The organism is Nocardia sp. NPDC056000 (genome assembly GCF_042269265.1).
GTDB lineage: Bacteria > Actinomycetota > Actinomycetes > Mycobacteriales > Mycobacteriaceae > Nocardia.
Window position 1 is genome coordinate 144,808 of sequence record NZ_JBHJXS010000016.1, and the last position, 25,060, is coordinate 169,867.

The 25,060-nt window shown below is 66.5% G+C and carries 23 protein-coding genes and 1 pseudogene; 9 read left to right on the forward strand and 15 right to left on the reverse strand.

Annotated features, from left to right (window positions below; all coding sequences use genetic code 11):
• Window positions 1-4: 4 nt before the first annotated feature.
• Window positions 5-673 (reverse strand): VC0807 family protein, encoded by a 669-nt coding sequence (locus tag ACFC4D_RS38915; RefSeq protein WP_375966273.1) that lies wholly within the window; start codon window positions 671-673, stop codon window positions 5-7.
• A gap of 128 nt (window positions 674-801) precedes the next feature.
• A complete protein-coding gene (locus ACFC4D_RS38920) occupies window positions 802-1,242 on the reverse strand; it encodes a MarR family winged helix-turn-helix transcriptional regulator (RefSeq protein ID WP_375966271.1) in 441 nt (146 codons plus the stop codon).
• Window positions 1,243-1,305: 63 nt separating this feature from the next.
• Between ACFC4D_RS38920 and ACFC4D_RS38925 the strand changes: the two genes are divergently transcribed.
• Entirely contained in the window at window positions 1,306-2,385 is a 1,080-nt protein-coding gene (locus tag ACFC4D_RS38925; protein ID WP_376071038.1) for a substrate-binding domain-containing protein, read from the forward strand.
• Between the two features lie 14 nt (window positions 2,386-2,399).
• Here the strand turns inward: ACFC4D_RS38925 and ACFC4D_RS38930 are convergent, their stop codons facing one another.
• A complete protein-coding gene (locus ACFC4D_RS38930; protein ID WP_376071041.1) occupies window positions 2,400-4,115 on the reverse strand; it encodes a purine-cytosine permease family protein in 1,716 nt (571 codons plus the stop codon).
• A 232-nt stretch (window positions 4,116-4,347) separates the two neighbouring features.
• Between ACFC4D_RS38930 and ACFC4D_RS38935 the strand changes: the two genes are divergently transcribed.
• Both ACFC4D_RS38935 and fmdA read left to right on the forward strand, forming a co-directional pair.
• Window positions 4,348-4,626: an FmdB family zinc ribbon protein gene (locus ACFC4D_RS38935; RefSeq protein WP_375966263.1), complete on the forward strand. Its 279-nt coding sequence runs from the start codon at window positions 4,348-4,350 to the stop codon at window positions 4,624-4,626.
• 18 nt (window positions 4,627-4,644) lie between these two features.
• Window positions 4,645-5,898, forward strand: coding sequence for a formamidase (gene fmdA, locus ACFC4D_RS38940; protein WP_364639042.1), 1,254 nt, complete (start codon window positions 4,645-4,647; stop codon window positions 5,896-5,898).
• On the opposite strand, the gene ACFC4D_RS38945 is transcribed toward fmdA, so the two are convergent.
• Window positions 5,883-7,235 carry an MFS transporter gene (locus tag ACFC4D_RS38945; protein ID WP_376071044.1) on the reverse strand — a complete coding sequence of 451 codons (1,353 nt, stop codon included), beginning with the start codon at window positions 7,233-7,235 and terminating at the stop codon, window positions 5,883-5,885. The two genes, fmdA and ACFC4D_RS38945, sit on opposite strands and share 16 nt — an antisense overlap.
• A 200-nt stretch (window positions 7,236-7,435) precedes the next feature.
• Here ACFC4D_RS38945 and ACFC4D_RS38950 point away from each other — a divergent pair, with 200 nt between their 5' ends.
• A complete protein-coding gene (locus ACFC4D_RS38950; protein ID WP_364639048.1) occupies window positions 7,436-7,849 on the forward strand; it encodes a nuclear transport factor 2 family protein in 414 nt (137 codons plus the stop codon).
• A 13-nt stretch (window positions 7,850-7,862) separates the two neighbouring features.
• On the opposite strand, the gene ACFC4D_RS38955 is transcribed toward ACFC4D_RS38950, so the two are convergent.
• Window positions 7,863-8,387, reverse strand: coding sequence for a PadR family transcriptional regulator (locus ACFC4D_RS38955; protein ID WP_376071046.1), 525 nt, complete (start codon window positions 8,385-8,387; stop codon window positions 7,863-7,865).
• A gap of 96 nt (window positions 8,388-8,483) precedes the next feature.
• Between ACFC4D_RS38955 and ACFC4D_RS38960 the strand changes: the two genes are divergently transcribed.
• Window positions 8,484-9,038 (forward strand): hypothetical protein, encoded by a 555-nt coding sequence (locus tag ACFC4D_RS38960; protein ID WP_375966252.1) that lies wholly within the window; start codon window positions 8,484-8,486, stop codon window positions 9,036-9,038.
• Window positions 9,035-10,359 (forward strand): annotated as a pseudogene (locus tag ACFC4D_RS38965) (carotenoid oxygenase family protein). Before ACFC4D_RS38960 ends, ACFC4D_RS38965 begins: the two are co-directional and overlap by 4 nt.
• Here the strand turns inward: ACFC4D_RS38965 and ACFC4D_RS38970 are convergent.
• Window positions 10,356-10,616, reverse strand: coding sequence for a hypothetical protein (locus tag ACFC4D_RS38970; protein ID WP_375966247.1), 261 nt, complete (start codon window positions 10,614-10,616; stop codon window positions 10,356-10,358). The pseudogene ACFC4D_RS38965 and the gene ACFC4D_RS38970 overlap by 4 nt on opposite strands.
• Window positions 10,617-10,841: 225 nt before the next feature.
• Here ACFC4D_RS38970 and ACFC4D_RS38975 point away from each other — a divergent pair, with 225 nt between their 5' ends.
• Window positions 10,842-11,645, forward strand: a complete 804-nt coding sequence (locus tag ACFC4D_RS38975; RefSeq protein WP_376071049.1) for an SDR family NAD(P)-dependent oxidoreductase — start codon at window positions 10,842-10,844, stop codon at window positions 11,643-11,645.
• A 7-nt stretch (window positions 11,646-11,652) separates the two neighbouring features.
• Here ACFC4D_RS38975 and ACFC4D_RS38980 read toward each other — a convergent pair whose 3' ends face one another.
• The 7 genes from ACFC4D_RS38980 to ACFC4D_RS39010 form a co-directional block, all read right to left on the reverse strand.
• Window positions 11,653-12,612 carry a DNA polymerase domain-containing protein gene (locus tag ACFC4D_RS38980; RefSeq protein ID WP_376071051.1) on the reverse strand — a complete coding sequence of 320 codons (960 nt, stop codon included), beginning with the start codon at window positions 12,610-12,612 and terminating at the stop codon, window positions 11,653-11,655.
• Between the two features lie 58 nt (window positions 12,613-12,670).
• Entirely contained in the window at window positions 12,671-13,492 is an 822-nt protein-coding gene (locus ACFC4D_RS38985; RefSeq protein WP_375966239.1) for a YceI family protein, read from the reverse strand.
• Window positions 13,489-16,068: an MFS transporter gene (locus ACFC4D_RS38990; RefSeq protein ID WP_376071054.1), complete on the reverse strand. Its 2,580-nt coding sequence runs from the start codon at window positions 16,066-16,068 to the stop codon at window positions 13,489-13,491. Before ACFC4D_RS38990 ends, ACFC4D_RS38985 begins: the two co-directional genes overlap by 4 nt.
• A gap of 11 nt (window positions 16,069-16,079) precedes the next feature.
• On the reverse strand, window positions 16,080-16,571 hold the full coding sequence (locus tag ACFC4D_RS38995; protein ID WP_364639075.1) for a MarR family winged helix-turn-helix transcriptional regulator: 492 nt from the start codon (window positions 16,569-16,571) through the stop codon (window positions 16,080-16,082).
• A 98-nt stretch (window positions 16,572-16,669) separates the two neighbouring features.
• Window positions 16,670-17,356, reverse strand: a complete 687-nt coding sequence (locus ACFC4D_RS39000) for a response regulator (RefSeq protein WP_376071056.1) — start codon at window positions 17,354-17,356, stop codon at window positions 16,670-16,672.
• A complete protein-coding gene (locus ACFC4D_RS39005; RefSeq protein WP_375966230.1) occupies window positions 17,353-18,600 on the reverse strand; it encodes a sensor histidine kinase in 1,248 nt (415 codons plus the stop codon). The genes ACFC4D_RS39000 and ACFC4D_RS39005 overlap by 4 nt, the downstream gene beginning before the upstream one ends.
• A 92-nt stretch (window positions 18,601-18,692) precedes the next feature.
• Entirely contained in the window at window positions 18,693-20,918 is a 2,226-nt protein-coding gene (locus ACFC4D_RS39010; protein ID WP_376071059.1) for an MMPL family transporter, read from the reverse strand.
• Window positions 20,919-21,068: 150 nt separating this feature from the next.
• On the opposite strand from ACFC4D_RS39010, the gene ACFC4D_RS39015 reads away from it, so the two are divergent.
• Window positions 21,069-21,281, forward strand: coding sequence for a DUF5302 family protein (locus ACFC4D_RS39015; RefSeq protein ID WP_375966225.1), 213 nt, complete (start codon window positions 21,069-21,071; stop codon window positions 21,279-21,281).
• 167 nt (window positions 21,282-21,448) lie between these two features.
• Window positions 21,449-22,138 carry a DUF899 domain-containing protein gene (locus ACFC4D_RS39020; protein ID WP_376071061.1) on the forward strand — a complete coding sequence of 230 codons (690 nt, stop codon included), beginning with the start codon at window positions 21,449-21,451 and terminating at the stop codon, window positions 22,136-22,138.
• Here ACFC4D_RS39020 and ACFC4D_RS39025 read toward each other — a convergent pair.
• Both ACFC4D_RS39025 and ACFC4D_RS39030 read right to left on the reverse strand, forming a co-directional pair.
• Window positions 22,117-23,400, reverse strand: coding sequence for a glycosyltransferase 87 family protein (locus ACFC4D_RS39025; RefSeq protein ID WP_375966221.1), 1,284 nt, complete (start codon window positions 23,398-23,400; stop codon window positions 22,117-22,119). The genes ACFC4D_RS39020 and ACFC4D_RS39025 overlap by 22 nt on opposite strands.
• A 102-nt stretch (window positions 23,401-23,502) precedes the next feature.
• On the reverse strand, window positions 23,503-24,960 hold the full coding sequence (locus ACFC4D_RS39030; protein WP_376071064.1) for an alpha/beta fold hydrolase: 1,458 nt from the start codon (window positions 24,958-24,960) through the stop codon (window positions 23,503-23,505).
• Window positions 24,961-25,060: the final 100 nt, after the last annotated feature.

Consider the following 25,060-nt stretch of genomic DNA (forward strand, 5'->3'; position numbering starts at 1 on the left):
GCGATCATGCAGTCTGCGCGATGGCCTTGCGCATCGTCTTGATGGTGCGGGCGGTGATCACCATGAGCACGGTGATGACCGAGACCATGAGCACGGTGGACAGCCACACCATGGTGCTGATCGGCAGCTGGTAGGCGAGCACGACGCGCACCGCGGCCTCGCCGAAAAGTCCCGCGCCCCACAGCAGGGCGATGTTGATGTGGGTGCGCCGGGCGGTCGGGTTGGTCTCGAAGGCGTGCTCCACCGCGGCCAGCTTCTCCGGCGCTCCGGCCAGCGCCTTGCGCACCGCGGCATAGGTGAGCGGCTTGCCGATCAGTGCGCTGACCAGGAACGCCAGGCCGATGGCGGCGGTACCGAAGGAATCGCGGACGATCATGATCCGCGGGTCGCCACTGATCAGCGAGCCGACCAGGCCGACGACGAAGCCGATGAGCACGATGACGGCGATGGGATCCAGCTTGCGCGCCTTGACGGCCGGAATGAGCACGGTCGCCGCCGAGGCCACCGCACCGCCCAGCAGCGCGACGAAATCGGAGTACCCCAGCCAGTGCAGCAGGAAGTAGGCCGCCATCGGAATCGCGATATCCCGGGCGATCGGGGCGAGCATGCGTCGCATGGCCGGGCCCTGGGCCGAGTTCGGTGCGGTGGTCGTGGTGGTGTCGATGGCGGTCATAACGTTGCTCCCCTGTGGCTTCGACTGTGCGCTACGGGAAATGACGCTACGGAGATTCGGACCCCGGCAGATCTGCCAACCATCACGACCCCGGCATGACAACTGTCATGCCCGTGACCGTGAAAAGGTCAGGCGTGCGCGGACTCGGCCTCGCGAATATGCCCGATCAGGCTGGTCAGCGCCTTGGGCAGGCGCGGGCTGCCGGAGGCGAGCAGATCCAGGCCGCTGTCCGCGATGGCGGTTGTCATGACCTGGTAGCTGACCAGACCGCGCCGGGTGGGGAAGACCAGTACGCGGCGGCGGTCGGTGTCGTCGACCCGGCGGTGCACCAGATTGTCGTTGATCATGGCGTCGATGAGCCTGGTCAGGCTGGCCCCGGTGAGCAGGGTGGCCTCGGCGAGCTGCGACATGGAACGGCCTTCACCGTCGGCGACCGCGGCCAGCACATGCCAGCGGCCGACCGAGTTCTCACCGATACAGGCCGCGATGGCGCGATCCAATTCCTGTGCGGCCAGGCGCACCAGTCGCGCCAACTCCTCCAGTGCGGCGGGCGCAGTGCTATTGTCCACTCCAGCACTATATACAACGCCGTATGGTAAAGATTCAAATGGAAATATACGGTGGAGATTTCCATGGGCCACTTCACTTCTCGCGATAACCGCTCGACGGTCGATATCGCGCTGGTTATTCCGCTCAGTGGCCCGGCGGGCATGTTCGGGCCGTCCTCGGAGGCGTGCGCCACATTGGCCGTCGACGACATCAATGCCATGGGCGGAATTCTGGATCGCCCGGTGCGCCTGCACGCGGTGGATTCCGGTGCGCCGCTGCCGCAATTGGCCGAGCGGATCGGCCGCATGGTGGACAGCGGGGCCATCGACGGTGTGGTCGGCTGGCATCTGTCCAATGCGCGCAAGGTCATCACACCGCGCACGGCGGGCCGAGTTCCCTACGTGTACACCACCTTCTACGAGGGTGGCGAGGATTCCGACGGTGTGTACATGGTCGGCGAGACACCCGATCAGCAGCTGTTCCCGGCACTGCGCTGGCTGCGCGCGGAGTTCGGCATCCGGCGCTGGTGCGTGATCGGCAACGACTACGTGTGGCCGCGTGAAACCGCGCGGGCGACAAAGGAATTCACCGCCGGGACGGATATCTCCATCGTCGGCGAAGCCTATGTTCCGCTGGGCAGCCGCCGTTTCGGGCGCGCCCTGGAACTGATTCGCCACTCCCCCGCACAGGGTGTGCTGCTGTTCATGGTCGGTTCGGACTGCGCCGCCTTCAATCGCGCGTTCGCCCGCGCCGGACTGGACGACGGGCGACTGCGACTGTCCATGATGATCGGCGAGGACGTGCTGTACGCGGGCGGACCGGACAGCACTCGCGGATTGCACACCGCGTCAGGCTATTTCGAAAGCGTCATCACCCCGGAGGGGATGGATTTCGGCAGTCGCTATGTGCGCCGCTTCGGCAGTTACGCACCGGCGCTGAACAATATCGGCGAATCCTGTTACGAGGGCATGCTGTTGTTCGCCTCGCTCGCCGAGACCGCCCGCAGTCTGGACCCGCATCTGATCGAAAGGCATGCGGCACAGGTCAGTTACGGCGGACCGCGCGGTGAGGTGCGGGTGCGCGGCGCGCACACCACCCAGCCGGTCTTCCTGGCCGACGCCGACGCCCTCGAGTTCAGCGTGCTGGCCGAACTCGAGGGCTGAACCGACAGCGCCGATCAGCTCACCGCGGTGGGCTGCGCCAGACCGAGCCGGTCCGCGTCCGTGGTGTCCTGATAGGTGGCGGATTGACACTGCTCATGGCAGTTCTTGGTCAGCGTGCAGGTGAGCGAGGAGATGGGCCCGCCGTGGAAGGGGCAGTCGTGCACCATATCCGGGAGTTCGTAGCGTTTGCCGTCGACCACGTCCAGTAGTGTCTGGCCCGCCCACAGCGGTTCCTTCTCGATCTCCTCGCGCAGCGGATTGGGCCGCGCCAGATAGTATTTGCCGCCCGTCGCCAGCGCGATCAGCGGTGTGAGCACCAGCGCGATGGTCAGCGCGAGATACGGCGACCACGCCTTCAGGAATTCACCGAATGCCCCGAAGTAGGCCACGATCGACACCGCCGAACCGGCCAGCATGGAACCGAATCCGACCGGATTGATCGGGTACAGGTAGGCGCGCTTGAACTCGATGTACGGCGGGCTGATCTTCAACAGCCCCTTGTTGATCACCAGATCCGCGACGATCGCCCCCACCCAGGCGATGGCCACATTCGAGTAGAACCCGAGGATGGTGTTCAGCACCGAGAACATATTCGACAGCATGAGGGTGAGCGCGATGGCGATGTGCAGCACCAGCCACACCACCCGGCCCGGATGGATGTGCAGCACCCGGCTGAAGAAATTGGACCAGGACAGCGAGCCCGAATAGGCATTGGTGACATTGATCTTCACCTGCGACAGCAGCACCATGACCGTCGCGATGGTGAGCGCCGCGGCATGGCTGTGGATCATGGAACCGTAACTGCCCAGGAACATTTCGATCGGTTCGGTGGCGCGGGCGAAACCGACCTGCCCGGCCACGTAGAACGCCAGGAACGCGCCGCACAGCTGTTTGGCCGCGCCCAGGATCACCCAGCCGGGACCGGCCGCGAGCACCGCCGCCCACCAGCGCAGCGGCGGCGTCTCGGACTTCTCCGGCATGAAGCGCAGATAGTCGACCTGTTCACCGATCTGCGCGATGAGCGAAAGCGCAACGCCCGCACCGGCCCCCACCGCGATGGCGCTGACGCGCTGACCGCCGCCGTCACCCGCCCAGGACAGGAATCCGGTGAAACCGTCCGGATCGCTGATGGCGATCATGACCAGCGGCGCGGCGAACAGGATCAGCCATAGCGGCTGGGTCCACACCTGGAATTTGGCCAGCGCCGACATGCCGTACAGCACCAGGGGAATGATGATCAGCGATCCGATCAGATAGCCCAGTGGCAGGGGGATGTGGAAGGCCAGTTTCATGGCCTGCGCCATGATCGCGCCCTCCAGCGCGAAGAAGATGAAACAGAAACTCGCGTAGATCAGGCTGGTCAGGGTGGAGCCGAAGTAGCCGAAACCCGCTCCGCGGGTGAGCAAGTCCATGTCCAGGTTGTACTTGGCGGCGTAGTACGCGATGGGGATGCCGGTCAGGAAGATGGTCACCGCGGCGACCAGGATGGCGACCACGGCGCTGGCCGCGCCGTGCGTCACCGCGATGGACGCGCCGATCGAATAGTCGGCCAGATAGGCGATGCCGCCGAGTGCGGTGATGGAGCACGCCATCGGGCTCCACTTGCGAAAGGACTTGGGCGCGTAGCGCAGTGAGTAGTCCTCGATATTGTCCTTGGCCGCCCAGGACTGGAAGCGGGACCAGCGGGTCTGGGGCGGATCTGACTGCGCGGAGGGCGCGGTGCTGCTCATCGGATCTCCTAGCTGAGACGCCGCGACAGGGGCTGGCGGGTCGCGGCGAAACAAGACGCTAGGTGCAATATTTTCAGATGGCGATAATCCGAATGAAAATTAACTCGCGCGATACGGAGGTCTTTCGTCGTAATACGAAGTTCATCGCGCGGTTTCGCCCCGGAGACATGCACGCCTTTGTATCGTCTCCGTACGGAATAGGTTCATTTGAAACTAAGTGAGGTGAGTGAGCGTGCCCCTCTACGAGTTCCGCTGCCGCGATTGCGGCAGCTTCGATCGCAGCTTCAGCATGGCCGCGGTACCCGAGGTCGCGAACTGCCCGGAGTGTGCGGGCGACAGCCGCCGGCAGGTGGGCGGTGGCGCGTTCGTGCGGCCCGGCTCGGCCGCCGCCCGGCTCATCGACGCCACCGCGCGCACCGCGAGCGAGCCCGCCGTGGTCGGCGCTCCGGCCGGGCGCTCGTCCGCGCCGGTCACCCGGAATCCGTTGCACCGCAAGCTTCCCCGTCCCTGACACCGAAGGAGTCCCGTCATGCCCGAGTTGTTGTTCCCCCTGGATTCCCGCAAGAAGTTCACCGAACAGCAGTTCGTCGGACACAACCGCTGGCATCCCGATATCCCGGCCCCGGTCACGGTCAAACCGGGCGATGAGTTCCGGGTGCACGTGCGCGAATGGTTCGACGGCGCGATCCACAATGACGATTCCGCCGAGGATGTGCTGAACGCACCGCTGAGCACGGTGCACTGCCTGTCCGGGCCGTTCGCGGTGGAGGGTGCGCAACCCGGCGATCTGCTGATCGTCGACATCCTCGACATCGGCCCCATCCCGCAGGAGGATTCGGGTCCGCTCGCCGGTCAGGGCTGGGGATACACCGGCATCTTCCCGACCGATAACGGCGGCGGCTTCCTCACCGAACATTTCCCGGACGCGTACAAGGCCATCTGGGATTTCAGCGGTCACACCGCCACCTCCCGGCATGTGCCCGGGGTGAAGTTCACCGGCATCATGCATCCGGGGCTGATGGGCACCGCACCCTCGGCGGCACTGCTGTCCAAGTGGAATGCCCGCGAGGGCGCGCTGATCGCCACCGATCCGCTGCGGGTGCCGCCGCTGGCGCTGCCACCCGAACCGCGCGACGCCATCCTGGGTTCGCTCACCGGCGGTGAATTCGACCGTGCCGCAGCCGAAGCCGCGCGCACCGCGCCGCCCCGCGAGAACGGCGGCAATCAGGACATCAAGAATCTCACCCGGGGCAGCCGCGTCTTCTATCCGGTCTTCGTGGACGGTGCGAAGCTCTCGGTCGGCGATCTGCACTTCTCCCAGGGCGACGGTGAGATCACCTTCTGCGGCGCCATCGAGATGGGCGGTTTCATCGATCTGCGCGTGGATCTGATCAAGAACGGTATGGAGCTCTACGGCGTCAGCGAGAACGCCATCTTCATGCCCGGCAACGAGGGCCCCAATTACACCGAATACCTTGCCTTCTCGGGCACCTCGGTCACCCTGTCCGGCGAACAGCGCTACCTCGACTCCCAGCTCTCCTTCGAACGCGCCTGCCTGCACGCCATCGACTACCTCACCAAATTCGGCTACTCCCCCGAACAGGCGTACCTGCTGCTCGGCGCGGCCCCCATCGAAGGCCGCTTCTCCGGCGTCGTCGACATCCCCAATTCCTGTGCCACCGTCTACATTCCGACCGCCATCTTCGATTTCCCCATCGCGCCAACGGCTTCCGGCCCGGTGCGCATCGATCCCGGTATGGGAGCCCCTCACGCCACCCGCTGAATCTCGCCCGAGTTGGCGGCGGATTCGAGCGAGACGCCCTTGGTCTCGGGTGCGCCCCATACGCAGATGCCGAAGCCGACCGCGGTCAGGGCCGCGGCGGCCAGGAAGGTGGGGCCCATGCCGAGGTGGTCGAGGGACCAGGGTAGGAGGTAGGTGCCCAGGGCCGCGCCGATGCGGCTGACCGAGGTGGCGACGCCTACGGCGGTGGCTCGAATGTGGGTGGGGAACAGCTCATTCGGGTAGGTCCAGTCCAGCACGTTCGGGCCACCGCAGAAGAAGGCGTAGAGGCAGAGCATGAGGAAGCCGAGCAGGGCGGGCATGCTGGGCCAGACGCCGATGAACAGCACCGGCAGGATCATCAGGCCGAAGCACCAGACGATGACGGGGCGGCGGCCGACGGTGTCGATCAGGCGCATGGCGGGCAGACAGCCGATCAGGAAGACCAGGCTGATCAGGGCGGTGCCGAGGGTGTCCATCCAGGTGCCCTCGGGCATGCCGAAGGAGGACAGGATCTGCGGGCCGAAGGTCAGCATGGCGAACAGCACCGCCACCTGACACAGGAAGAAGCCGCAGCAGAACACGATTCGCTTGCGATAGCGCGGGGAGAACAGCTCCCGCAGTGAGCCGTGCGATTTATCGGTGCTGTCGGCCTCGATGAGTTCGGCGGGATTCACCCGCACGTGCAGGTACTTCTCGACCATATCCGCGGCTTTATCGGATTTGCCGTGCTGTGCCAGCCAGCGCGGCGATTCCGGCGCGGTGGTCTGCCGGACGATCAGGAAGAACGCGCACAGCACCGCACCGCTGGCCAATTGCCAACGCCAACTGCCGTTCCCGGCGAAGGTCAGCAGCAGATAGCCGGTCACGTACGCCATCACCGACCCCAGATACCAGGCCACGATCTGGAAGCCGAGCAGTTTGCCGCGCTGTTTGACCGGCAGCCACTCCCCCAGCAATGAGGTGGCGATCGGATAGTCCGCCGCCACCGCCATGCCCAGAATGAACCGCAGCAGCACGATGAGCCAGGTGGATTCGGCCCAGAACGACAGAATCGAACAGGCCGCCATCACCACCAGATCGGCCGTGTACATGACCTCGCGGCCGATCTTGTCGGTCAGCACCCCGAAAAGCGCGCCGCCGACGAACATCCCGACCAGCGCGGCAGCGCCGATCAATTGGATATCCCCGGTGCTCAGATCCAATTCGGCGGTCATGCCGATGAGCGCGGTGCCGACGATGCTGAGGATGTACCCGTCCAGCAGTGGCCCGCCCGAACAGGCGATGGCCAGCCGTTTATGGAAGCCGGTGAAGGGCGCCTCGTCGATGACCGTGCTCATCCGACCTCCTCGGCAGTGCATCGACAGGCATTCAGCGAATATTTGGCAATCTTCGCGAAGGTACCCGGCCGACGCTGCCGCAAACCCGGCTGACACGCCATCCCGGCATGTCGATCAACCCCGCGCCCGGCCATCGCCACCGCCGCGGAAATCGGGTACCGTCCGAGGTACCTATTCAACGAGTTGCATAAGAGGTGGCGATGAACTCCTTCCGCAAGGCCGTGGAAGCCCGTGATGAGCAGGCGATCGAGGCGCTGCTGGCTGATGATGTGGTGTTCACCAGTCCGGTGGCCTTCAAGCCCTATCCGGGCAAGCCCGTGACCGCGGCGATCTTGCGCGGCGTGCTGCGCGTCTTCGAGGACTTCGAATACGTGCGCGAGATCGCCGATGCCAATGGCCGCGATCACGCCCTGCTGTTCGAGGCCACCGTGGACGGTAAGAAGATCAACGGCTGCGATTTCCTGAAGTACGACGAGAACGGCAAGATCGTCGACTTCACCGTGATGGTGCGCCCGCTCTCGGCGGCACAGGCCCTCGCCGCGGCGATGGCCGGGCAGTTCGAGCAGATTCAGCAGGAGGCGGCCGCGCAGATCGCCCGCGAGGCGACCGCGTAATACGTTGCGGCGCTCAGGTGTTGCGCTCGGGAATCTGCTCGAGCGCCCACCGCGCCCACTCCTGATTCATGGCGGCGAACCGCTCGCCCCATTCCATCGCGATGCGGCCGTAGACCGACAGATCGCTGTCATCCCAATCGACGTTCGCGCCCAGCTCGTGTAGTTCCGACTCGGCGTTCACGTACAGCTCTTCGACATCGGTCAGGTACGCGCGCGCCTGCGCCCGGCCGATCTGCCCGAGGAAGAACACCCGCATCAGCATCTCGTTGCGCGGCTGCCGTTTCGGCCGGGTGTCGGTGAGCCATTCCCGCAGCTGTTCCAGCCCCGCCTCGGTGACGCTGTACTCCTTGCGCCCGCGCGCGCCCTCGTCCGACACCTTGATCAGTTCGGCATCGGCGAGCTTGGTGAGCTCGGTGTAGATCTGGCTCTGGGTGGCGGGCCACACCTGACCCAGCGAGATCTTGAACCGTCGCACCAGGTCGTATCCACTCGAAGGCTCTTCGGCCAGCACGCCGAGGAGGGCAAATCGAAGGCTCATGGCACTCATCCTACATTCCACTATTGACATGTCGACTTAGGAGGTTCTAACTTCGACATGTCAGATTAGGAATGTCACGCCGAGGAGCTATCGAAGATGTCCTACTTGCGCACCTTCGCCCCGTGGATCGTCTACGCGGTGATCCCCTCCGAATACTGGAAGTGGGCCGCCCTCATCGCCTTCGGCATCTCCGCCGCCACCGTCGCCCGCCAGACCCGCGCGGGCCAGGCGCTGGACGCCCAGCTCATGGATATCGGCTCCGCGGTGTTCTTCGCCGCGCTGACCGTGCTGGCGTTCGTCAATCCCGATACCGCGCTGCACCCGTACTCGCCCGCACTGTCCTCGGGCGTACTGGCGCTGATCGCGGGAATCTCACTGGCACTGCGCAATCCGTTCACGCTGCCGATCGCCAAGCAGAGCACGCCGCGCGAGCTGTGGGACAACCCGGTCTTCATTCGCACCAGCTACATCATCACCTCGGTATGGGCGGCCAGCTTCGCCATCGGGTGCGTGGCGCTCGCACTGCTTGCACACACCGACGGACCGCGCACCATCGCGCAGATCGCGGCCTTCGTCATCCCGGTCGTATTCACCCTGCGCTATGTCGCTTACATTCAGGGCAAGGCCCGCAAGATGGCGGATCCGGCATGACCACGACGCCCCCGCACCTGGCCGGGAACTACGCACCGGTCACCGAAGAGCTGACCGCACAGGAACTTTCGGTCACCGGCCGCATTCCGCCCGAACTCACCGGCTGGTACCTGCGCAACGGCCCCAACCCGCACGACGCCGCCTCCGGACACTGGTTCACCGGTGACGGCATGGTGCACGGGGTCCGTCTCGAAGGCGGCCGGGCCGTCGCCTATCGCAATCGCTGGGTGCGCACCAGCACCTTCACCGACGGTGCGAGCCCCTACGGCGCGGACGGATCCCGCGATCTGACGGCCGGCGTGGCCAATACCCATGTCATCCGCCACGCCGGGCACACCCTCGCGCTGGTCGAATCGTCACTGCCCTACGAATTGACCGCCGAACTCGATACCGTCGGCCCCTACGATTTCGACGGTGCGCTGCGCACCGCCATGACCGCGCATCCCAAAACCTGCCCGCGCACAGGCGAATTGCACTTCTTCGGCTATGAGGTGACCGGCGAGCCGTATCTCACCTATCACCGGGCCGACGCGAATGGCGAACTGCTGCTGAGCCGTCCTATCGAGGTGCCCGCCCCGACCATGCAGCACGATTTCGCACTGACCGCCGAACACGTCGTATTCCTCGATCTCCCGGTGGTTTTCGACCGGGAGGCCGCCGCCTCCGGCGGTATGGCCTTCCGGTGGAGCGACGACTACCGGGCACGACTGGGCGTACTGCGCCGCGATGATCCGCACGGCGCGATCGCCTGGTTCGAGATCGCGCCCTGCTATGTCTTCCACACCCTCAACGCCTTCGACGCGGACGGCCGGGTGATCCTCTACGCCATGCGCTATCCCGAACTGTGGCGCACCGACGCGGACACCTTCACCGAGGCCACGCTGTGGCGCTGGACCATGGACCTGGCCACCGGCACGGTGCGCGAGGAGCAGATCGACGATCGCGCGGCCGAATTCCCGCGCGTGGACGACCGGCTGCTCACCCTGGACTCGCGCTTCGGCCACGCGACCGTATCGGGGAAGTCCCGGCTGACCGGCGAAGGCGGCGCGCTGGTGCGCTACGACCTGCACACCGGCGCGCACACCGCGCACGAATTCGCCGCCGGACTGGTTCCCGCAGAGGCGGTTTCGCCCCCGCCGACGAAACACTCACCGGCGGCGGCTATCTCATGACGTACGTCTACAACCACGCCACCGACCGCAGCGATCTGACCATCCTGGACGCGAGCGATCTGACGGCCCCGCCGGTAGCCACCATCGGTCTACCGCAACGGGTTCCGTACGGCTTCCACGGCAGCTGGCTGCCGGATCTCCAGCCCTAGGCGCTGCCGCTGAAAATACCCTTGCAGGTCACGCCCGACTCACCGCTCAGGCTCATGGCCGAACCGAAGGTGGCGCAATCGCGCGGCCCGCCATTGACCGACCCCAGGGCCAGCCCGGTCGGCGACAGCGCCGAACCGGCATCGAGCCCCTCGGCCAGCGGCACCGCGCGGCTCGCACCACCTCCCGCGATCACGAAGCAGAGGCTCACCGCCGCAACACCTTCGGCGAGCAATAGCCCGGCACGGGACACCGACATGGGTTTTCTCCTGTTCACGCACGCGGACCGACAGGTCGGCGTGCGCGGAACTGTACCCGAGTGGTACGCCGCGCAACCTCGGTCCGGGCTGTGAATTCGCTTTGAAGGCCCGCCGCGCACCGAACGCGGCGACCGGGTACGGTTCGCGAAACCCGTTCCGGCACTGCGGCTCTGTTCGAGGTCGAGATCGTGACCGCGAACGACGAGTGACTGGAGTGCATGAAAATGGCTGATCTGCGGGGCCGCACGGTGGTCGTGACGGGGGCGAGTTCCGGAATCGGCGCGGCCGCCGTACGCCGCTTCGCCGAACTCGGGGCGCGCGTCACGGTGGTCGGGCGGTCACCGGAGCAGACGCGCGCGGTGGCCGAATCCATCGACGCCGAACACCATATCGCCGACTTCACCCGGCTCGACGATGTGCGCGAACTCGCCGACAAGCTCAGCGAACGGCCGATCGACATCCTGGCCAATAACGCGGGCGGCGTCTTCGCCGGTCGCCGCCTGACCGCCGACGGGCACGAAATGTCTTTCCAGGTCAATCATCTCGCGCCGTTCCTGCTCACCAATCTGCTCCTGCCCAACCTCGACGGCGCGCGTGTGATCAACACCGGCAGCGTCGCCTATCGCACGGGCAAGCTCGACCTCAACGATCCGGACGCCCAGGGCGGCCATCGCGCCTACGGTGCGGCCAAACTCGCGCTGCTGCTGTTCACCCGCGAATTGGCGCAGCGCGCACCGCGACTCACCACGAACATCTTCCACCCCGGCGGTATCGGCACCGGGGTCATGCGCGAGACCCCGATCCTGGGCCGTCTCATGGTCATCGGACGCCACGTGCTGCCCACCCCGGACACCGGGGCGGCCCCGATGATCCATCTGGCGACGGTAGAGGACCCCGCGTCGATCAACGGGGCGTACTTCAACAAGCTGCGCCGCCAGGAACCCACCCATAAGCAGGTCACCGATCCGGCCGTCGGCCGCGAGCTCTGGGATCTCTCCGCCCGGCTCACCGGCCTGACCGCCGACTAGACGCGGGTCAGGTATCGCGCCGCGCACGGGCGCGGCGCTTGCCCTCGTGCATGGCCTGTACGCGGGCGACCGGGATGGTGTGACCGTGTTCGATCAGGTCCGCGGGCAGGACCTGCGGGTCCGGCATCTGCTCGGCCCAGGGATCGCGGTCACCGAGTTCCTTCAGAGCGGTGCGGATGGTGAAATCCCGCGGGTGGATCTGCCCGAGATCGGCCCAGCCGATCGGGAAGGACACGGTGGCCCCGGGCCGAATGCGGGGGCTGTATGCCGCAACCACCGTCGCGCCGCCCGCGCGGGTGGAGTCCAGGAAAACCTTGCCGCCCCGGTCTTCTCGAATGAACGCGGTGGTGGCCAGCGCCGGATCGAGTCGCTCGGCGCGGACCGCGATGGCGCGGGTGGCGGCCGCCGCATCCTCGATATTCACATCTTTGACGGGAACGAAGATGTGAACGCCTTTGGCCCCACTGGTTTTCACCGCACCCGAGAGACCATCGTCCGCCAGGGCCCGGCGAATGAGTTCGGCCGCGCCGACCACCTGATCGAACGGCTGATCCGGGGCCGGATCGATATCGAGTACGAGATGCGTTGGGCCACCGGCATAGTCGACGAGCTCCTCGGCGAGCAATAGCGTCACGTGGTACTCCACCGCGCGCTGATTACCGAACCAGAGCAGCGTGCGCAGGTCATCACAGAGTGCGTAGGAGATCTCGCGCTTGGAGCTGTCCGCCCACATCGTCTTGCGCGGCACCCACTCCGGGGTGTACTTGGGCAGGTTCTTCTGCATGAACGGCTCCTGCCCGGGCCGCACCCGCACCACCGACAGCGGCCGGGCGCGCAGGTTGCGCACCAGCCGCTCCCCCACCGCCTCCAGATAATCGATCAGCTCACCCTTGGTGGCGTCCGCACCATCGAACAGCGGACTGTCCAGACTGCTGAACTTCAGACCGTCGCGAACCCCGTCACCCATGGGCCCCACCCTGCGCCCGCACCCGCCTCCCGTCAAGCATCCGGGCGGATCGGACCCGCTACATGGCCGGGAGTCGCTCCCCCTGCACCAGTTCCATATCGAGTTCCACGCGCAGCGTCGCACCCACCGCGGCGATGCCCGCGCGCACCATGGCGTTGTAGTCGATGGCGAAATCGTCTCGGTGCAAGAGGGTTTCGGCGTGGAAGGCCACTCGCACGCCGCCCCAGGGGTCCGGGCCGTAGCCGCCGTAGGTGACGGTGAGTTCGACCGGGCGGGAGCGGCCGTGCAGGGTGAGTTCACCCGGCATCACCCACGTGTCGCCGCCGGTGCGACGAAAACCGTTGCCCGCGAACGTGATCAGCGGGAAGCGTTCGGCGTCCAGGAAATCCGCGGAGCGCAGGTGCGCATCGCGCATGCCGACCCCGGTGTCCACGGCCGCCGCCTTGATCTCGGCGTATCCGGTGGACCGCTCGAAGTTCGCGGCGATCTCCAATCGCCCGCTCACCTCGGCGAAACGCGCCTTGATACCGGCGATTCCGAGATGCCGGGCGGTGACCAGCACGGTGGAATGCGCCGGATCGATGGTCCATGGGCCCGGCGGCGGCAGCGCCACCGTATTCGCCTCGGGCTCGAGGCGGACCTCGCCGAGCGCACCGCCACCGGTGGCGGCGATGCGAGCGAGCTGGGCCACCGGCTGATGACCGGGCGCGGTGACCACCGCGGTATGGGTACCGGGCGGCAGCGGTTCGGTCATCGCGACCCCGCTCGCATCCGATGTCGCCCGGGCCAATTGCCGACCTGCCAGGTCGGTGACGATCAGCACCGCACCCGGCATGGGCCAGCCCGCCGAACTCCGGATCCGGGCGGTGAGACCGGTCATGATCCCTCCGTTGACCATTCGACGTCATCCTGCTCGGCCGCAACCGTACCCAGGTCGTAGCCCAGATGCATATCGTGCACGATCTCCCCGCCGGTGAGCCGAATTCGACTGTGTACCGCAGGATATCCGCGCGCGATGACCGTGTACCCGCCTTCGACGAGATCCGGCACCGTATAGCGGCCGTGCGCATCGGTGCGAGTGGCCCCGACCTCGGTGCCCGCCGCGTCCAGAATGGTGACCGAGGCGTCCGGCAGCGCCCGGCCCTCGGCCCACACCGTGCCGGTCAGCATGGCCATCGCGGTCAGTTCCAGATCGAAATGCAGCAGTCCGCTGTCCGGCACCACCACCGAGGTGGCCTGCGGCCACATATGCGCGGCCGCCGCCACCAGCGTGTACGCGCCCGCGACCACACCGTTGCAGAGATAGCCGCCGTCGGCCCCGGACACCGCCGCGCCGACCACCTCACCGCGGGCGTCGGTCAGCGTGATGCTCGCGCCCGCGAGCGGTCCGCCGCGACCGGCGATGCGGATGATGCCGGACAGCTCGCCCGCACTCTGCAGTGTGATATCGCGCTGCTGCGGATGGGTGTCGATGGCGACATTGACCGCGGTCGGCAGATGTCCGGCCGCCGAGACGATCAGCACATAGCTGCCCGCGGCGGGCGGTTCGATGCGATAGCCGCCGCCGCTGTCGCCGGTGGCGCGCGAAACCTGGTGTCCGCGTTGATCGATCAGGGTGACGGCGGAATCGGGAATCGGGCGGCCGTCATCGCGCCGCACCTGTCCCACGATCGCGCGCACCCGCCCGGCGGCCGGTGCCGCGCCATTGGTCGCCGAGGCCGCCACGGTGGCCACGGGTTTCACCTCGAGATCATCGTTCTCGGCGTTATGCGCCTCCGCCAGTACGGGTTCCGGCTGCGAGATGGCGCGCGCGGCCCCGTCCCACACCTGATCCTCGGCCCACTCGGCCTCGGAAACCGCTGCGGGATCCACGGTTTGCGGCGCGGCGGGCGCGATGTCCTGGAGCGGGATCTCCTTCATGAACAGCAGCACTATGCACGCGACCAGCGCCACGCCGGCCGCCGCCCAGAACACACCGTGCATGGCGTTGGTGAAGCCGATCAGAATGGGGTCCCGCACCATTGCCGGAAGTGCCGCGATACCGGCGGTATTGGACTGCACACTGTCGAGCTTGGAGGCGTCGAACCCGGGCGGCAGATGACCGCCGAACGCGTCGATGATCTTGTTCGGCAGCAGATTGAACAGAATCGTCAGGAAGACCGCGACACCGAGCGTGCCGCCGACCTGACGGAAGAAGGTCGCCGACGCGGTGGACACACCCATATCCGAACGCGGACCGGCATTCTGGACCGCGATGATCAGCGTCTGCATACAGCCGCCGAGTCCGAGGCCGATGATGCCGCTGTAGAGCAGCGGCTGCCACAGCGCGCTGTCATAGTGCACCGTCGCGTACAGCGCACCGCCGCAGGCGATGATGAACGTGCCCGCCACCGGCAGAATCTTGTAGCGCCCCGTGCGTTTGGTGACCTGCCCCGAGATGAGCGAGCCGATCATGATGCCCGCCACCAGCGGCAGCATCAGCAATCCGGCCTTGGTCGGTGAGAACCCGCGCACCACTTGCAGATACAGCGGCACCATCGAGATCGCGCCGAACATGGCGATACCGACGATGAAACCGCCGATGATGCACACCGTGAAGGTCGAATTCTTGAACAGCCGCAATGGAATCAGCGCGGCGTCCTTCATCAGGTATTCGATACCCAGGAATAACGCCAGGCCGATCACGCCGATCACGTAGCACAGGATCGAGCGGCCCGAACCCCAGCCCCAGCCGCGTCCCTGTTCGGCGACGATCAGCAGCGGCACCACGCAAATGCTCAGTGCCACAGCGCCACCCCAGTCGACCCGGAGTTGACGGCGCTCCTGCGGCAGGTTCAGCACCTTGGCCACCACCACCAGCGCGATCACACCGATCGGCACATTGACCAGGAACACCCAGCGCCAGCCCTCCAGACCCCAGAGGTGATCGAAACCGGAGAACCAGCCGCCCAGCACCGGCCCGAGCACCGTCGCGATACCGAAGACCATCATGAAATAGCCCTGGTATCTGGATCTTTCGCGCGGCGGGACGATATCGCCGATGATCGTCATGGCCAGCGACATCAGCCCGCCCGCGCCCAGCCCCTGGAAGGCCCGGAACCCGGCCAGCTCGTACATCGAGGTGGCGAAGGTGCAGGCCGCCGAACCGATGACGAACAGCCCGATCGCGGTGAGGAAGAAGGCTTTTCGCCCGTAGATATCCGCGAGCTTGCCGTACAGCGGGGTGCTGATGGTGGCGGTGATCAGGTATGCCGTTGTCGCCCAAGCCTGCTGATCGAACCCGTGCAGGCTGTTGGCGATCTTGACGATGGCCACGCTGACGATGTTCTGGTCGAGCGCGGCCAGGAACATGCCCAGCAGCAGACCGGACAGAATGGTGAGGATCTGCCGGTGCGAGAGCTGCGGCGGACCGCCCGCCTGCTGTTCCGGTGACGCCTCGATCGTCGCACTTGTCATAGTTCGGGGACCTATTTCGATTCGATTGGCACAGTGGTTGTCTCGATGTCGTGCACGAGCCGGTCGAGCAGGTCGATCAGGGTGTCGCGATCGGCCGCGGGCCAGTCGGTCAGCAATCCGGCCAGCCAGAGATTGCGCCGCCGCCGGTTCTCGGCGAATACCCGCTCCCCCTCCGCGGTGGCGGTCAGCACGCAGGCGCGGCCGTCGATGGGATCCGCGCCGCGCGCCACCAGGCCGTGTGCGACAAGGGTTCTGGTCTGGCGGCTGATGGTCGAGATCTCCGCGTGCAGCAGTTCGGCGAGTTTGCCGGTGCGCTGCGGACCATCGTGGACCAGACAGAAGAGCACGGCGTAGGCGAGTTGTTCCAACCCGTCCGGGCCGTGCTTGATCACCCGATGTTTGGACCTGCCGATCGCCCGCATGAGACGGACCAGCACGGAGCCGAGCTGATCGGCCGCATCGGGTTCGGTTGTGGCGCTTGGATCACGGGCGACGATCGCCATGATCGATCCTTCACGATTACGCTTATTACTTAGCTACTACAACTACTTGCAGTTGCCAACTATACACACGGCGAGCATCGGATTGAAGGCCCGGAAATTCAGCGATGACCGTCCGCGCGCGGCGGTTCGACGCGCACCAGCCCCGACTGGAACGCGATCACCACCAGCTGCGCGCGATTCTGCACACCGACCTTCGACATGGCGCGCTGCACATGGGTGCGCACGGTCAGCGGGCTGACGTACATCTTCTCGGCGATCTCCTCATTGGACAGCCCCTCCGCCACCATGGCCACCACCTCGCGCTCGCGAGCGGTGAGCACTTCGAGGGATTCGGCGGCGCTGACCCGGCTTTCGGGCCGGGCCAGATAGCGCGCGATCAGCGAACGGGTCGCGGTGGGCGAGAGCAGAGCGTCACCGGCCGCGACCGCGCGAATGGACCGCAGCAGCTCCTCCGGGCCCACATCCTTGCCGAGAAAACCGCTGGCCCCGGCCCGCAGTGCCTGCGCCACATACTCATCCAGTTCGAACGTGGTCAGGATGAGCACCTTGGTCTCGCGCAATTCCGGATCGGCGCAGATCTCCTGGGTCGCGGTCAATCCGTCGACACCGGGCATGCGAATATCCATGACCACCACGTCCGGGCGCACCGCCTGCGCCGAATCGACCGCCTCGCGGCCGTTTCCGGCGATGCCGACGACCTCCATGTCCTCGGCCGAATCGATCAGCAGCCGGAAGGTTCCGGCCAGCAGCGCTTGATCATCGGCCAGCAGTACCCGGATGGTCATGAATTGTCCTCGTGGTCAGGGGTTCTCGGAGGTTCCAGCGGAAGTTCGGTGGTGACTTCGAAACCGCCGTCCGGTCTGCGCCCGGCCCGCAGATGACCGCCGACCGAGACCGCGCGTTCGTTCATACCGATCAGACCGTAACCCTGGCTGTCCGAATCCTGCTCCGAATCCCGTTCACCGCGAACGTGTTCGGCGCTCTCACCGCCGCCGTCATCGGTGACGCTGATGGTCAGCAGGATCCGGGAGTACACCAGCCGCACCGTCGCCGCCGCGGTGCCCGCATGCTTGGTGACATTGGTGAGCGCCTCCTGAATGATCCGGTACGCGGTCAGATCCGCGCCCGGGGACAGCGGACGTGGCACCCCGGTGATCGACAGCGACAGCGTCAGCCCGGTGCGCTCGAAAGAGGTGAGCAGCTCGGACAATTGGGCCAGGCCCGGCGTCGGCTCCAGCGGCGCGTCCGAATCATCCTCGCGCAGTAGGCCGACCGTGGCCTTGAGCTCACGCAATGCCGCCGAGGTGGTGCCCGCCAGCTGATCCAGCATCTCCTGCGCCTGATCCGGCTGACTGCGCAAAAGGTATGCGGCCGTGGAGGCTTGGGCATGCGCCAGCGCCATATGGTGCGCGACGATATCGTGCAGCTCCCGCGCGATGCGCAGGCGCTCCTCACCGACGCGCTGGCGCGCCTCCTCCTCGCGGGTGCGCTCGGCCAATTCGGCGCGCGCGTGCAGTGCGGCCAGGTAATTGCGGCGGCTGCGCCCGGCCTCGGCGAACGCGCCCGCCACCAGGACACCGGCGATCAGGGTGATGCGGCCACCGGTCAGCACGGGGTTGAAATGCTGGAAGAACGAGGCGATCAACAGTGCGACGCCCGCCACCATCGGCCAGACCTTGGCCGTACGAAGATCTTTCGACCAGTACCCGATCGAATACATCGCCACGAAGGACGCGCCCGCGGTCAACAGCGAGATCTCATAGCCCAGCGCCTCGATGGCGATCCCGCACACCGTCGTGATCACCAGCACCGTGCGCGGGAACTCGCGCCGCAGCAGCAGTGCCAGCGATGCCGTCGCCGAGAGGGCGAACACCGACATCGACGCCGGGCGCACCACCACCGGCCCCTGCCCGTTACCGTGATCCGCCAACCGGCTGGCATAGGTCGCCAGCACGCACAACAGGATCGCGACGACCACGTCCACGACGCGGCTGTGCCGGCGCGGCCACTGCGACCATTCGGCGGTCATAGGTGTTCCTCCTCGTTGAGAACCCTAATCGGACAACCCCGAAGCGACCGATAGGCCGCCCACCCGGGACGGCCCATCGATGCGTTCGGCTATCAGGCGCGAGCGGATTCCAGCTCCCGCTCCGGTTCGGCGATCTCCTTGCGGTTCAGGCTCTCGCCCTCCACATCCACATTCGGCAGGATCTTCGCCAGCCAGTCCGGCAGCCACCAGGCCTTATCGCCGAGCAGCGCGAGCACGGCCGGGACCAGGGTCATGCGGACGATGAAGGCGTCGAAGAAGACCGCCGCGGCCAGGCCCAGACCCATCATCTTGATCATCGCCTCACCGCCGCCGATGAAGCCGGAGAACACCGCGATCATGATCGCCGCCGCGGCCACCACCACCCGGCCGCTGTGCCGGAAACCGGTGACAATGGCGTCCTTGGCGCTCTCACCGTGCGCGTACGCCTCCCGCATCCGGGTGACCAGGAAGACCTCGTAATCCATCGCGAGCCCGAACACCACACCGATCAGGAAGATCGGCATCATGCTCATCACCGGCCCGGTCTGGTGCACGCCGATCAGGCCGGCCAGCCAGCCCCACTGGAACACCGCCACGATCACACCGAACGCCGCGCCCACCGAGAGCAGGAAGCCCAGCGCCGCCTTGATCGGCACCGCGATGGACCGGAACACCAGCATCAGCAGCAGAATGGCCAGGCCGACCACCACCGCCAGATACGGCAGCAGCGCGTCCGACATCTTCTGCGAGACATCGATATTCATCGCCGTCGCACCCGTGACCAGCACGGTCGCACCGGTCGCCGACTTCAGCGCCGTCGCCTCACCGCGCAGCTGGTTCACCAGATCCTTGGTATCGGTGGATGACGGGCCACTGGCCGGAATCACATTCAGCATGGCCGCGTCACCGGCCTGGTTGAACATCGCGGGCGACACCTCGACCACGCCCTTGGTGGTGGTGAGGGTCTTGACCGCCTGATCCACCGCGCCCTTCGGATCGGCGACACCCTTGACGTCGATCGCGATCATCAGCGGACCGTTGAAACCGGGACCGAATCCGGCGGCGAGCGCATCGTAGGCGCGGCGCTGCGTCGTCGAGGTCGGCTGCGCCTCATCACCCGGCATACCGAGCTCCAGGCTCGTCATCGGCAGCGCCAGCACACCCATGCCGACCAGGCCGATCAACAGCACCGCCACCGGGCGGCGCACCACGAATCGCGCCCAGCGCGTGGCCATTCCGGGCTTCTCATCCGGAATCTCCGTGGCGTTCAGGCCATTTCCGCTCGCCTGCCCCGCGATGGGCAGCACCCGGCGGAAAGCCTTGGGCATGACCGCGTTCTGGAAAAAGCCGAGGAGCGCGGGCAGCAGGGTCAGCGCGATGGTGACGGCGACGGCGACGGTGCCCGCCGCGGCCAGACCCATCTTGGTCAGCATCGGAATACCGACCACGGCCAGTCCGGCCAGCGCGATGACGACCGTCAGGCCCGCGAAAACCACCGCGGAACCGGCGGTTCCGACCGCACGACCCGCCGCTTCCTCGGCGCTGTAGCCCTCCGCCCGCTCGGTCCGGTACCGCGACACGATGAACAGCGCGTAGTCGATGCCGACCGCGAGCCCCAGCATCATCGCCAGGGTCGTTGTGGTGGTGGACATTCCGATGGTCACGATGGCGGCGATGCCGACACCGATGCCGATCAGCGCGGTCACCAGCGGCAACCCGGCGGCGGCGAACGCACCGAAGGTGATCATCAGAACAATGGCGGCGATGGCGATACCGATGGCCTCGGTGGCCCCGCCCATCTCGGGTTTGGGTTGCAGCGCCGACCCGCCGACCTCGACGGTGACCCCGGACCCCTTGCCCGCGTCGATCGCGTTGGTGAGCGCGTCATGACTGGCATCGGTGAGCTGATCGCTGGTCACGTTGTAGCTCACGGTCGCGTACGCGGTCGTGCCGTTCTTGCTCACCGCACCGGTCTGGAACGGATCGAGCACGCCCTTCACCTGCGTGCCGCCCGCGACCTCGGACACGATCTTCTCGACCGCGGCCTTGTTCGCGTCCGAACCTATCTGCTGTCCGTCCGGTGCGACGAAGACGATCCGGGCTTCCGCCCCATCGGATTTGGTGCCCGGGAAACGTTCCGCGAGCAGATCGAACGCCTGCTGCGACTCCGTCCCCGGAATAGAGAAGGTATCCGGCGGCGGAGTGGGCGCGCTGGCGGCCCCGGCCACCAGCGCCGCCATGATCCCCAGCCAGAGCACAACGACAAGCTTCCGCTTCTCGAACGCGAAGCGGCCCACCCGGTACAGGAATTTCGCCATGTGACAATGCTCTTGGTCGGCGTCTGTAGTCGGCATCGTGCACGTGAAGGCCGTTGCGCGTACTGCATCCGCAGTACGTCCGCCCCCGCCGTACGCGTTCCGCAGGTCCTGGAATGCCGTCGAATGCCCCCGAGGTGGCAGGCTGTCCCCATGGCCGATGAACAAGAAGTACCGAACGGGAATCTCGAGGCCCCGGCCGACGAGACGCCCGAAGAGGCGACCAAGCGCAAGTTCCGGGAAGCGCTCGCACGCAAGAATGGCCACCACACGGAGGCCGGAGCCGCCCAGAGCAATGCCAAAGTCCGCGGCACCCACGCCCAGGCGGGCGGTAAGCGCACCTTCCGCCGCCGGGCGGGCGGCTAACCCCCGGGTGTCCGCATGAGCGGGACGGGCCCCGCATCGGTGATACCGGTGCGGGGCTCTTCTTGTTTCGGCGCCGATTCTCTTCCCGCCGCACCGATGAATTCGATGCGCGAGCGCGGTCTACACCTACAGTCCGCACTCTGTGTACCGGTCAGGGAGGAAACCTGATGACCACTTCCGCACTGCCGCCCATTGTCGACGCCGCATCCTGGCGACGCGAACTCGACGCCCTGCGCGTCCGCGAGAAGGCCGCCACGCGCGAGCTCGACGCCATCGCCGCACAGCGCAGGCGGCTACCGATGGTTGAGATGCCCGACTACACCCTCGAGGGTGAGGAGGGTCCGGTTCGGCTGGCCGAAATCTTCGGCGACGCACCGCAGTTGATCGTCTACAGCCATATGTGGTTCGAGGGCGAGGAGTGGCAGTGCCCCGGCTGCACCGGATTCACCTCGCAGTACACCCGATTGGAGTTCCTGGCGAACTACGACGCGCGCTTCGTCATCGTCACCCAGGGACCCATCGACGAGGCGCTGGCCTACAAGCGGCGCGTCGGCAACAAGATGACCTGGTACTCCACCGCGAACAGCTCCTTCGGCGCGGATGTGGGCGCGCCGCCCGGAGCCGGTTTCGCGGTGAATGTGTTCCTGCGCGACGGGGATACGGTCTATCGCACCTGGCATACCGACGGGCGCGGCACCGAACAGCTCAGCCAGACCTTCCCGCTCATCGACCTGCTCCCCTACGGGCGGCAGGAGGAATGGCAGGACTCGCCCGCGGGCTGGCCGCAATCCCCCACCTACAGCCGCTGGGGCAGCTCGAAGGATATCGCCGCCGCCTACGGCGAACCGGGAGCCTGAACCAATCCGTCCGCCCGCGCCGGCGCGACCTGTGCGGCGGCGCGGCGGGCGGTGACCAGGTACAGGGCCACCAGCAGCACGCTCAGCCAGACATAGGAATCACCGACGAAGTGCTGCCACGGGGTCCAATGGGTTTCCTTGCCGTCCCCGCCCGGCAGCCAATTCTGCGGACCGTAGACGTACACCGCGACCGTGACCGCGGTGACCAGGTACCAGCCCGCCGCCGCACGCCAGGGCAGCCGGGTCGCGTATCCGATCATGGCGAGCACGGCGGGCGCGATCCACACCCAGTGGTGCGACCACGAGATCGGCGATACCAGCAGCGTGAAGACGGCATTGATGGCCAGCGCCAGCGGCGGCCGGTCCGCGGCCTGCCGCATGGCGGCCACCACCAGGGCCAGCACCAGCGCGCCCAGCACCAGCCACAGCAGGGTGAACAGCGGCTTGTGAATTCCGAAGCGCGCCAGCACGGCCTGAATCGACTGATTGGTGTGGAACGCGGATCCGCTCAGTCCGGACACATTGCCCATTCCGCCGAACCAGTACTCCGTCGACGACTTGGGCATGATCGGAAAGGTCAGCACGGTCGCGGCCGCACCCGTGATGGCCGCGGTCGCGGCGGCCTTGTAATCGCGGCGAATCAGGAAGTACAGCACGAAGGCCGCCGGGGTCAGCTTCACCGCGGCCGCGATGCCGACCAGCATGCCGCGCTTCCACTTCGGCTTCTCGGTCAGGCAGTCCGCCACCACCAGCGCCATCAGCAGCAGATTGACCTGCCCGAAATCGAGCGTCGAACGCACCGGCTCCAGCAGCAGCGCCAGCGGCGTGGCACAGGCGGTCGCGAACAGCGCCAGCTCCCGGCGACCCTGTTCCGGCCACACCCGGCGCGCGACCAGATACAGCGATAGCGCCAGCGCGACCACCGAGGTCACGAAGAACGCGAACCGGGCCGCATCCCACGGCAGCAGCGCGAAGGGCGACAGGATCACCGCCGCGAACGGCGGATAGATGAACGGCAGCCCGATCCCGATGGTGGTCTGCGGTAACTGCCCGTACAGATCACCGCCGTGCCGCAGCGTCTCGATCCCGATCCGGTACACCTGTAGATCGATGAACCCACCGGTGATCTTGGAGAACGGCCAGATCGGCCGGGTCAGGCACAGGTACGTGAAACCCGACAGCAACGCCGGAAGCAGCCACAGCACCCGCCCGAAACGGCGGTCCAGCGACTTCGGCACATCTACAGCGGTGGAACTACTCATCCGGACGAAGAATACCGAGGTCGGCTACGGCAATCGACCGGAGGCCGACCGGCACCGGAAAACTGTCCGGGAATGCCGGACGGCCCGGTGCCGGAATCGGGCTCAGTACGCGACCGTGAAGCGCGCGCCGATGAACGAATCCCGCTCGACCGCGTCCACGATGGCGGACGCGTAATCGCCTACGCTGATGCGACTTTCACCATCGGCGGCCACGATCGGGGTATCGCGGGCCTCGGCCCGATAGCTCCCGGTGGCCTCGCCCGGGACCAGGTGCACCGGCGGCGGGCTGACATAGGACCAGCGCACCCCGGTCTCGGAACTCCGGAAGATCTCCAGCGCCTCGGACTGATCCCGCGCCGTCTCCAGATACTGGGCCGGGAAATCCGGGGAGTCCACGAACCGCTGCCCCGGCGCGTACTCCAGGCTGCCGCCACCACCCAGGAACACCAGGCGATCCACACCGGCGAGCGGCAGCGCCTCCAGCAGCGCCGCCGCACCGCGCGGCACCAGGTGATCATCACCCTTGATGGCGACCACCACGGCATCGTGACCGGCGACGGCCTCCTTGATCGAGGTCGGATCGGTCACCTCCACCGCGCCCCGATCCAACGCGGTGACCGCGATGCCGCGGGCGGTGGCCGCCCGCACGACCGCACTGCCCAGGTTGCCGCGCGCGCCGATGACGGCGATCTTCAAGGGCTCCCGGCGCAGACCGTCGACGAAGTCCGCGATGAGCGGCGCGATCTCGGGCAGATTCTCCTCGAGCGCGAAATGCCCGGTGTCGAACAGATGCAGCGCGGCCTCGGGAAGATCACGCAGGTACGCGTGCGCGCCCGCCTCCGGGAAGAAGGCGTCGTTGCGACCCCAGAGGATGAGCGCGGGCGGGCGATGCTCCCGCAGCCACTGCTGCCAGACCGGATAGAGGTCGAGATTGCTGTGATAGTTCAGCGCGAGCTCGATCTGCGCGTCCTTGCGGCCCGGGAGATCCAGGAAATGCTGATCCAGGGTCCAGCCGTCCGGTGCGATGAGTTCGGTATCGGTGGTGCCGCCCTCGTACTGACTCCGCGTGACCGGCAGTTCCAGAATCTGCCGGACATTGTCCTCCGCGCCCGCGACGCCGGGCATATTGGCGCTCATCGCCCGGGCCATATCGGACAGGCCGTCGTCATAGGCGTTCGCGTTCTGAATGATCAGTCCCGCAATCCATTCCGGATGCCGGGTGGCCAGCCGGAACCCCACCGGACCGCCGAAATCGAAGGCGTACAGCACGAATCGATTCAGCTCGAGCGCATTCACGAAGCCCCCGACGATATCGGCCAGCCGATCGAAGGAGTAGCCGAAACCCGCCGGAACCTCGGTATGCCCGAACCCCGGATAGTCCGGCGCGACCAACCGGTACCGCCCGCCGAGCGCGTCCATCAATCGCCGGAACTGATGCGACGCCGACGGAAACCCGTGCAACAGCAGCAACACCGGCGCATCCGCCGGACCCGCGTCCCGATAGAAGACCCGCACCCCGTCGACCTCGACGAACCTGTGCCTGATGTGCGGAATATTCACTGCCGACCTCTCTGAAACACCTTCACCTATCCGGTCCACGATCAACCGTCCGCCGGACATGATCAAGAACGAATCACCCAATGGTCGTTAACCGGTGGTT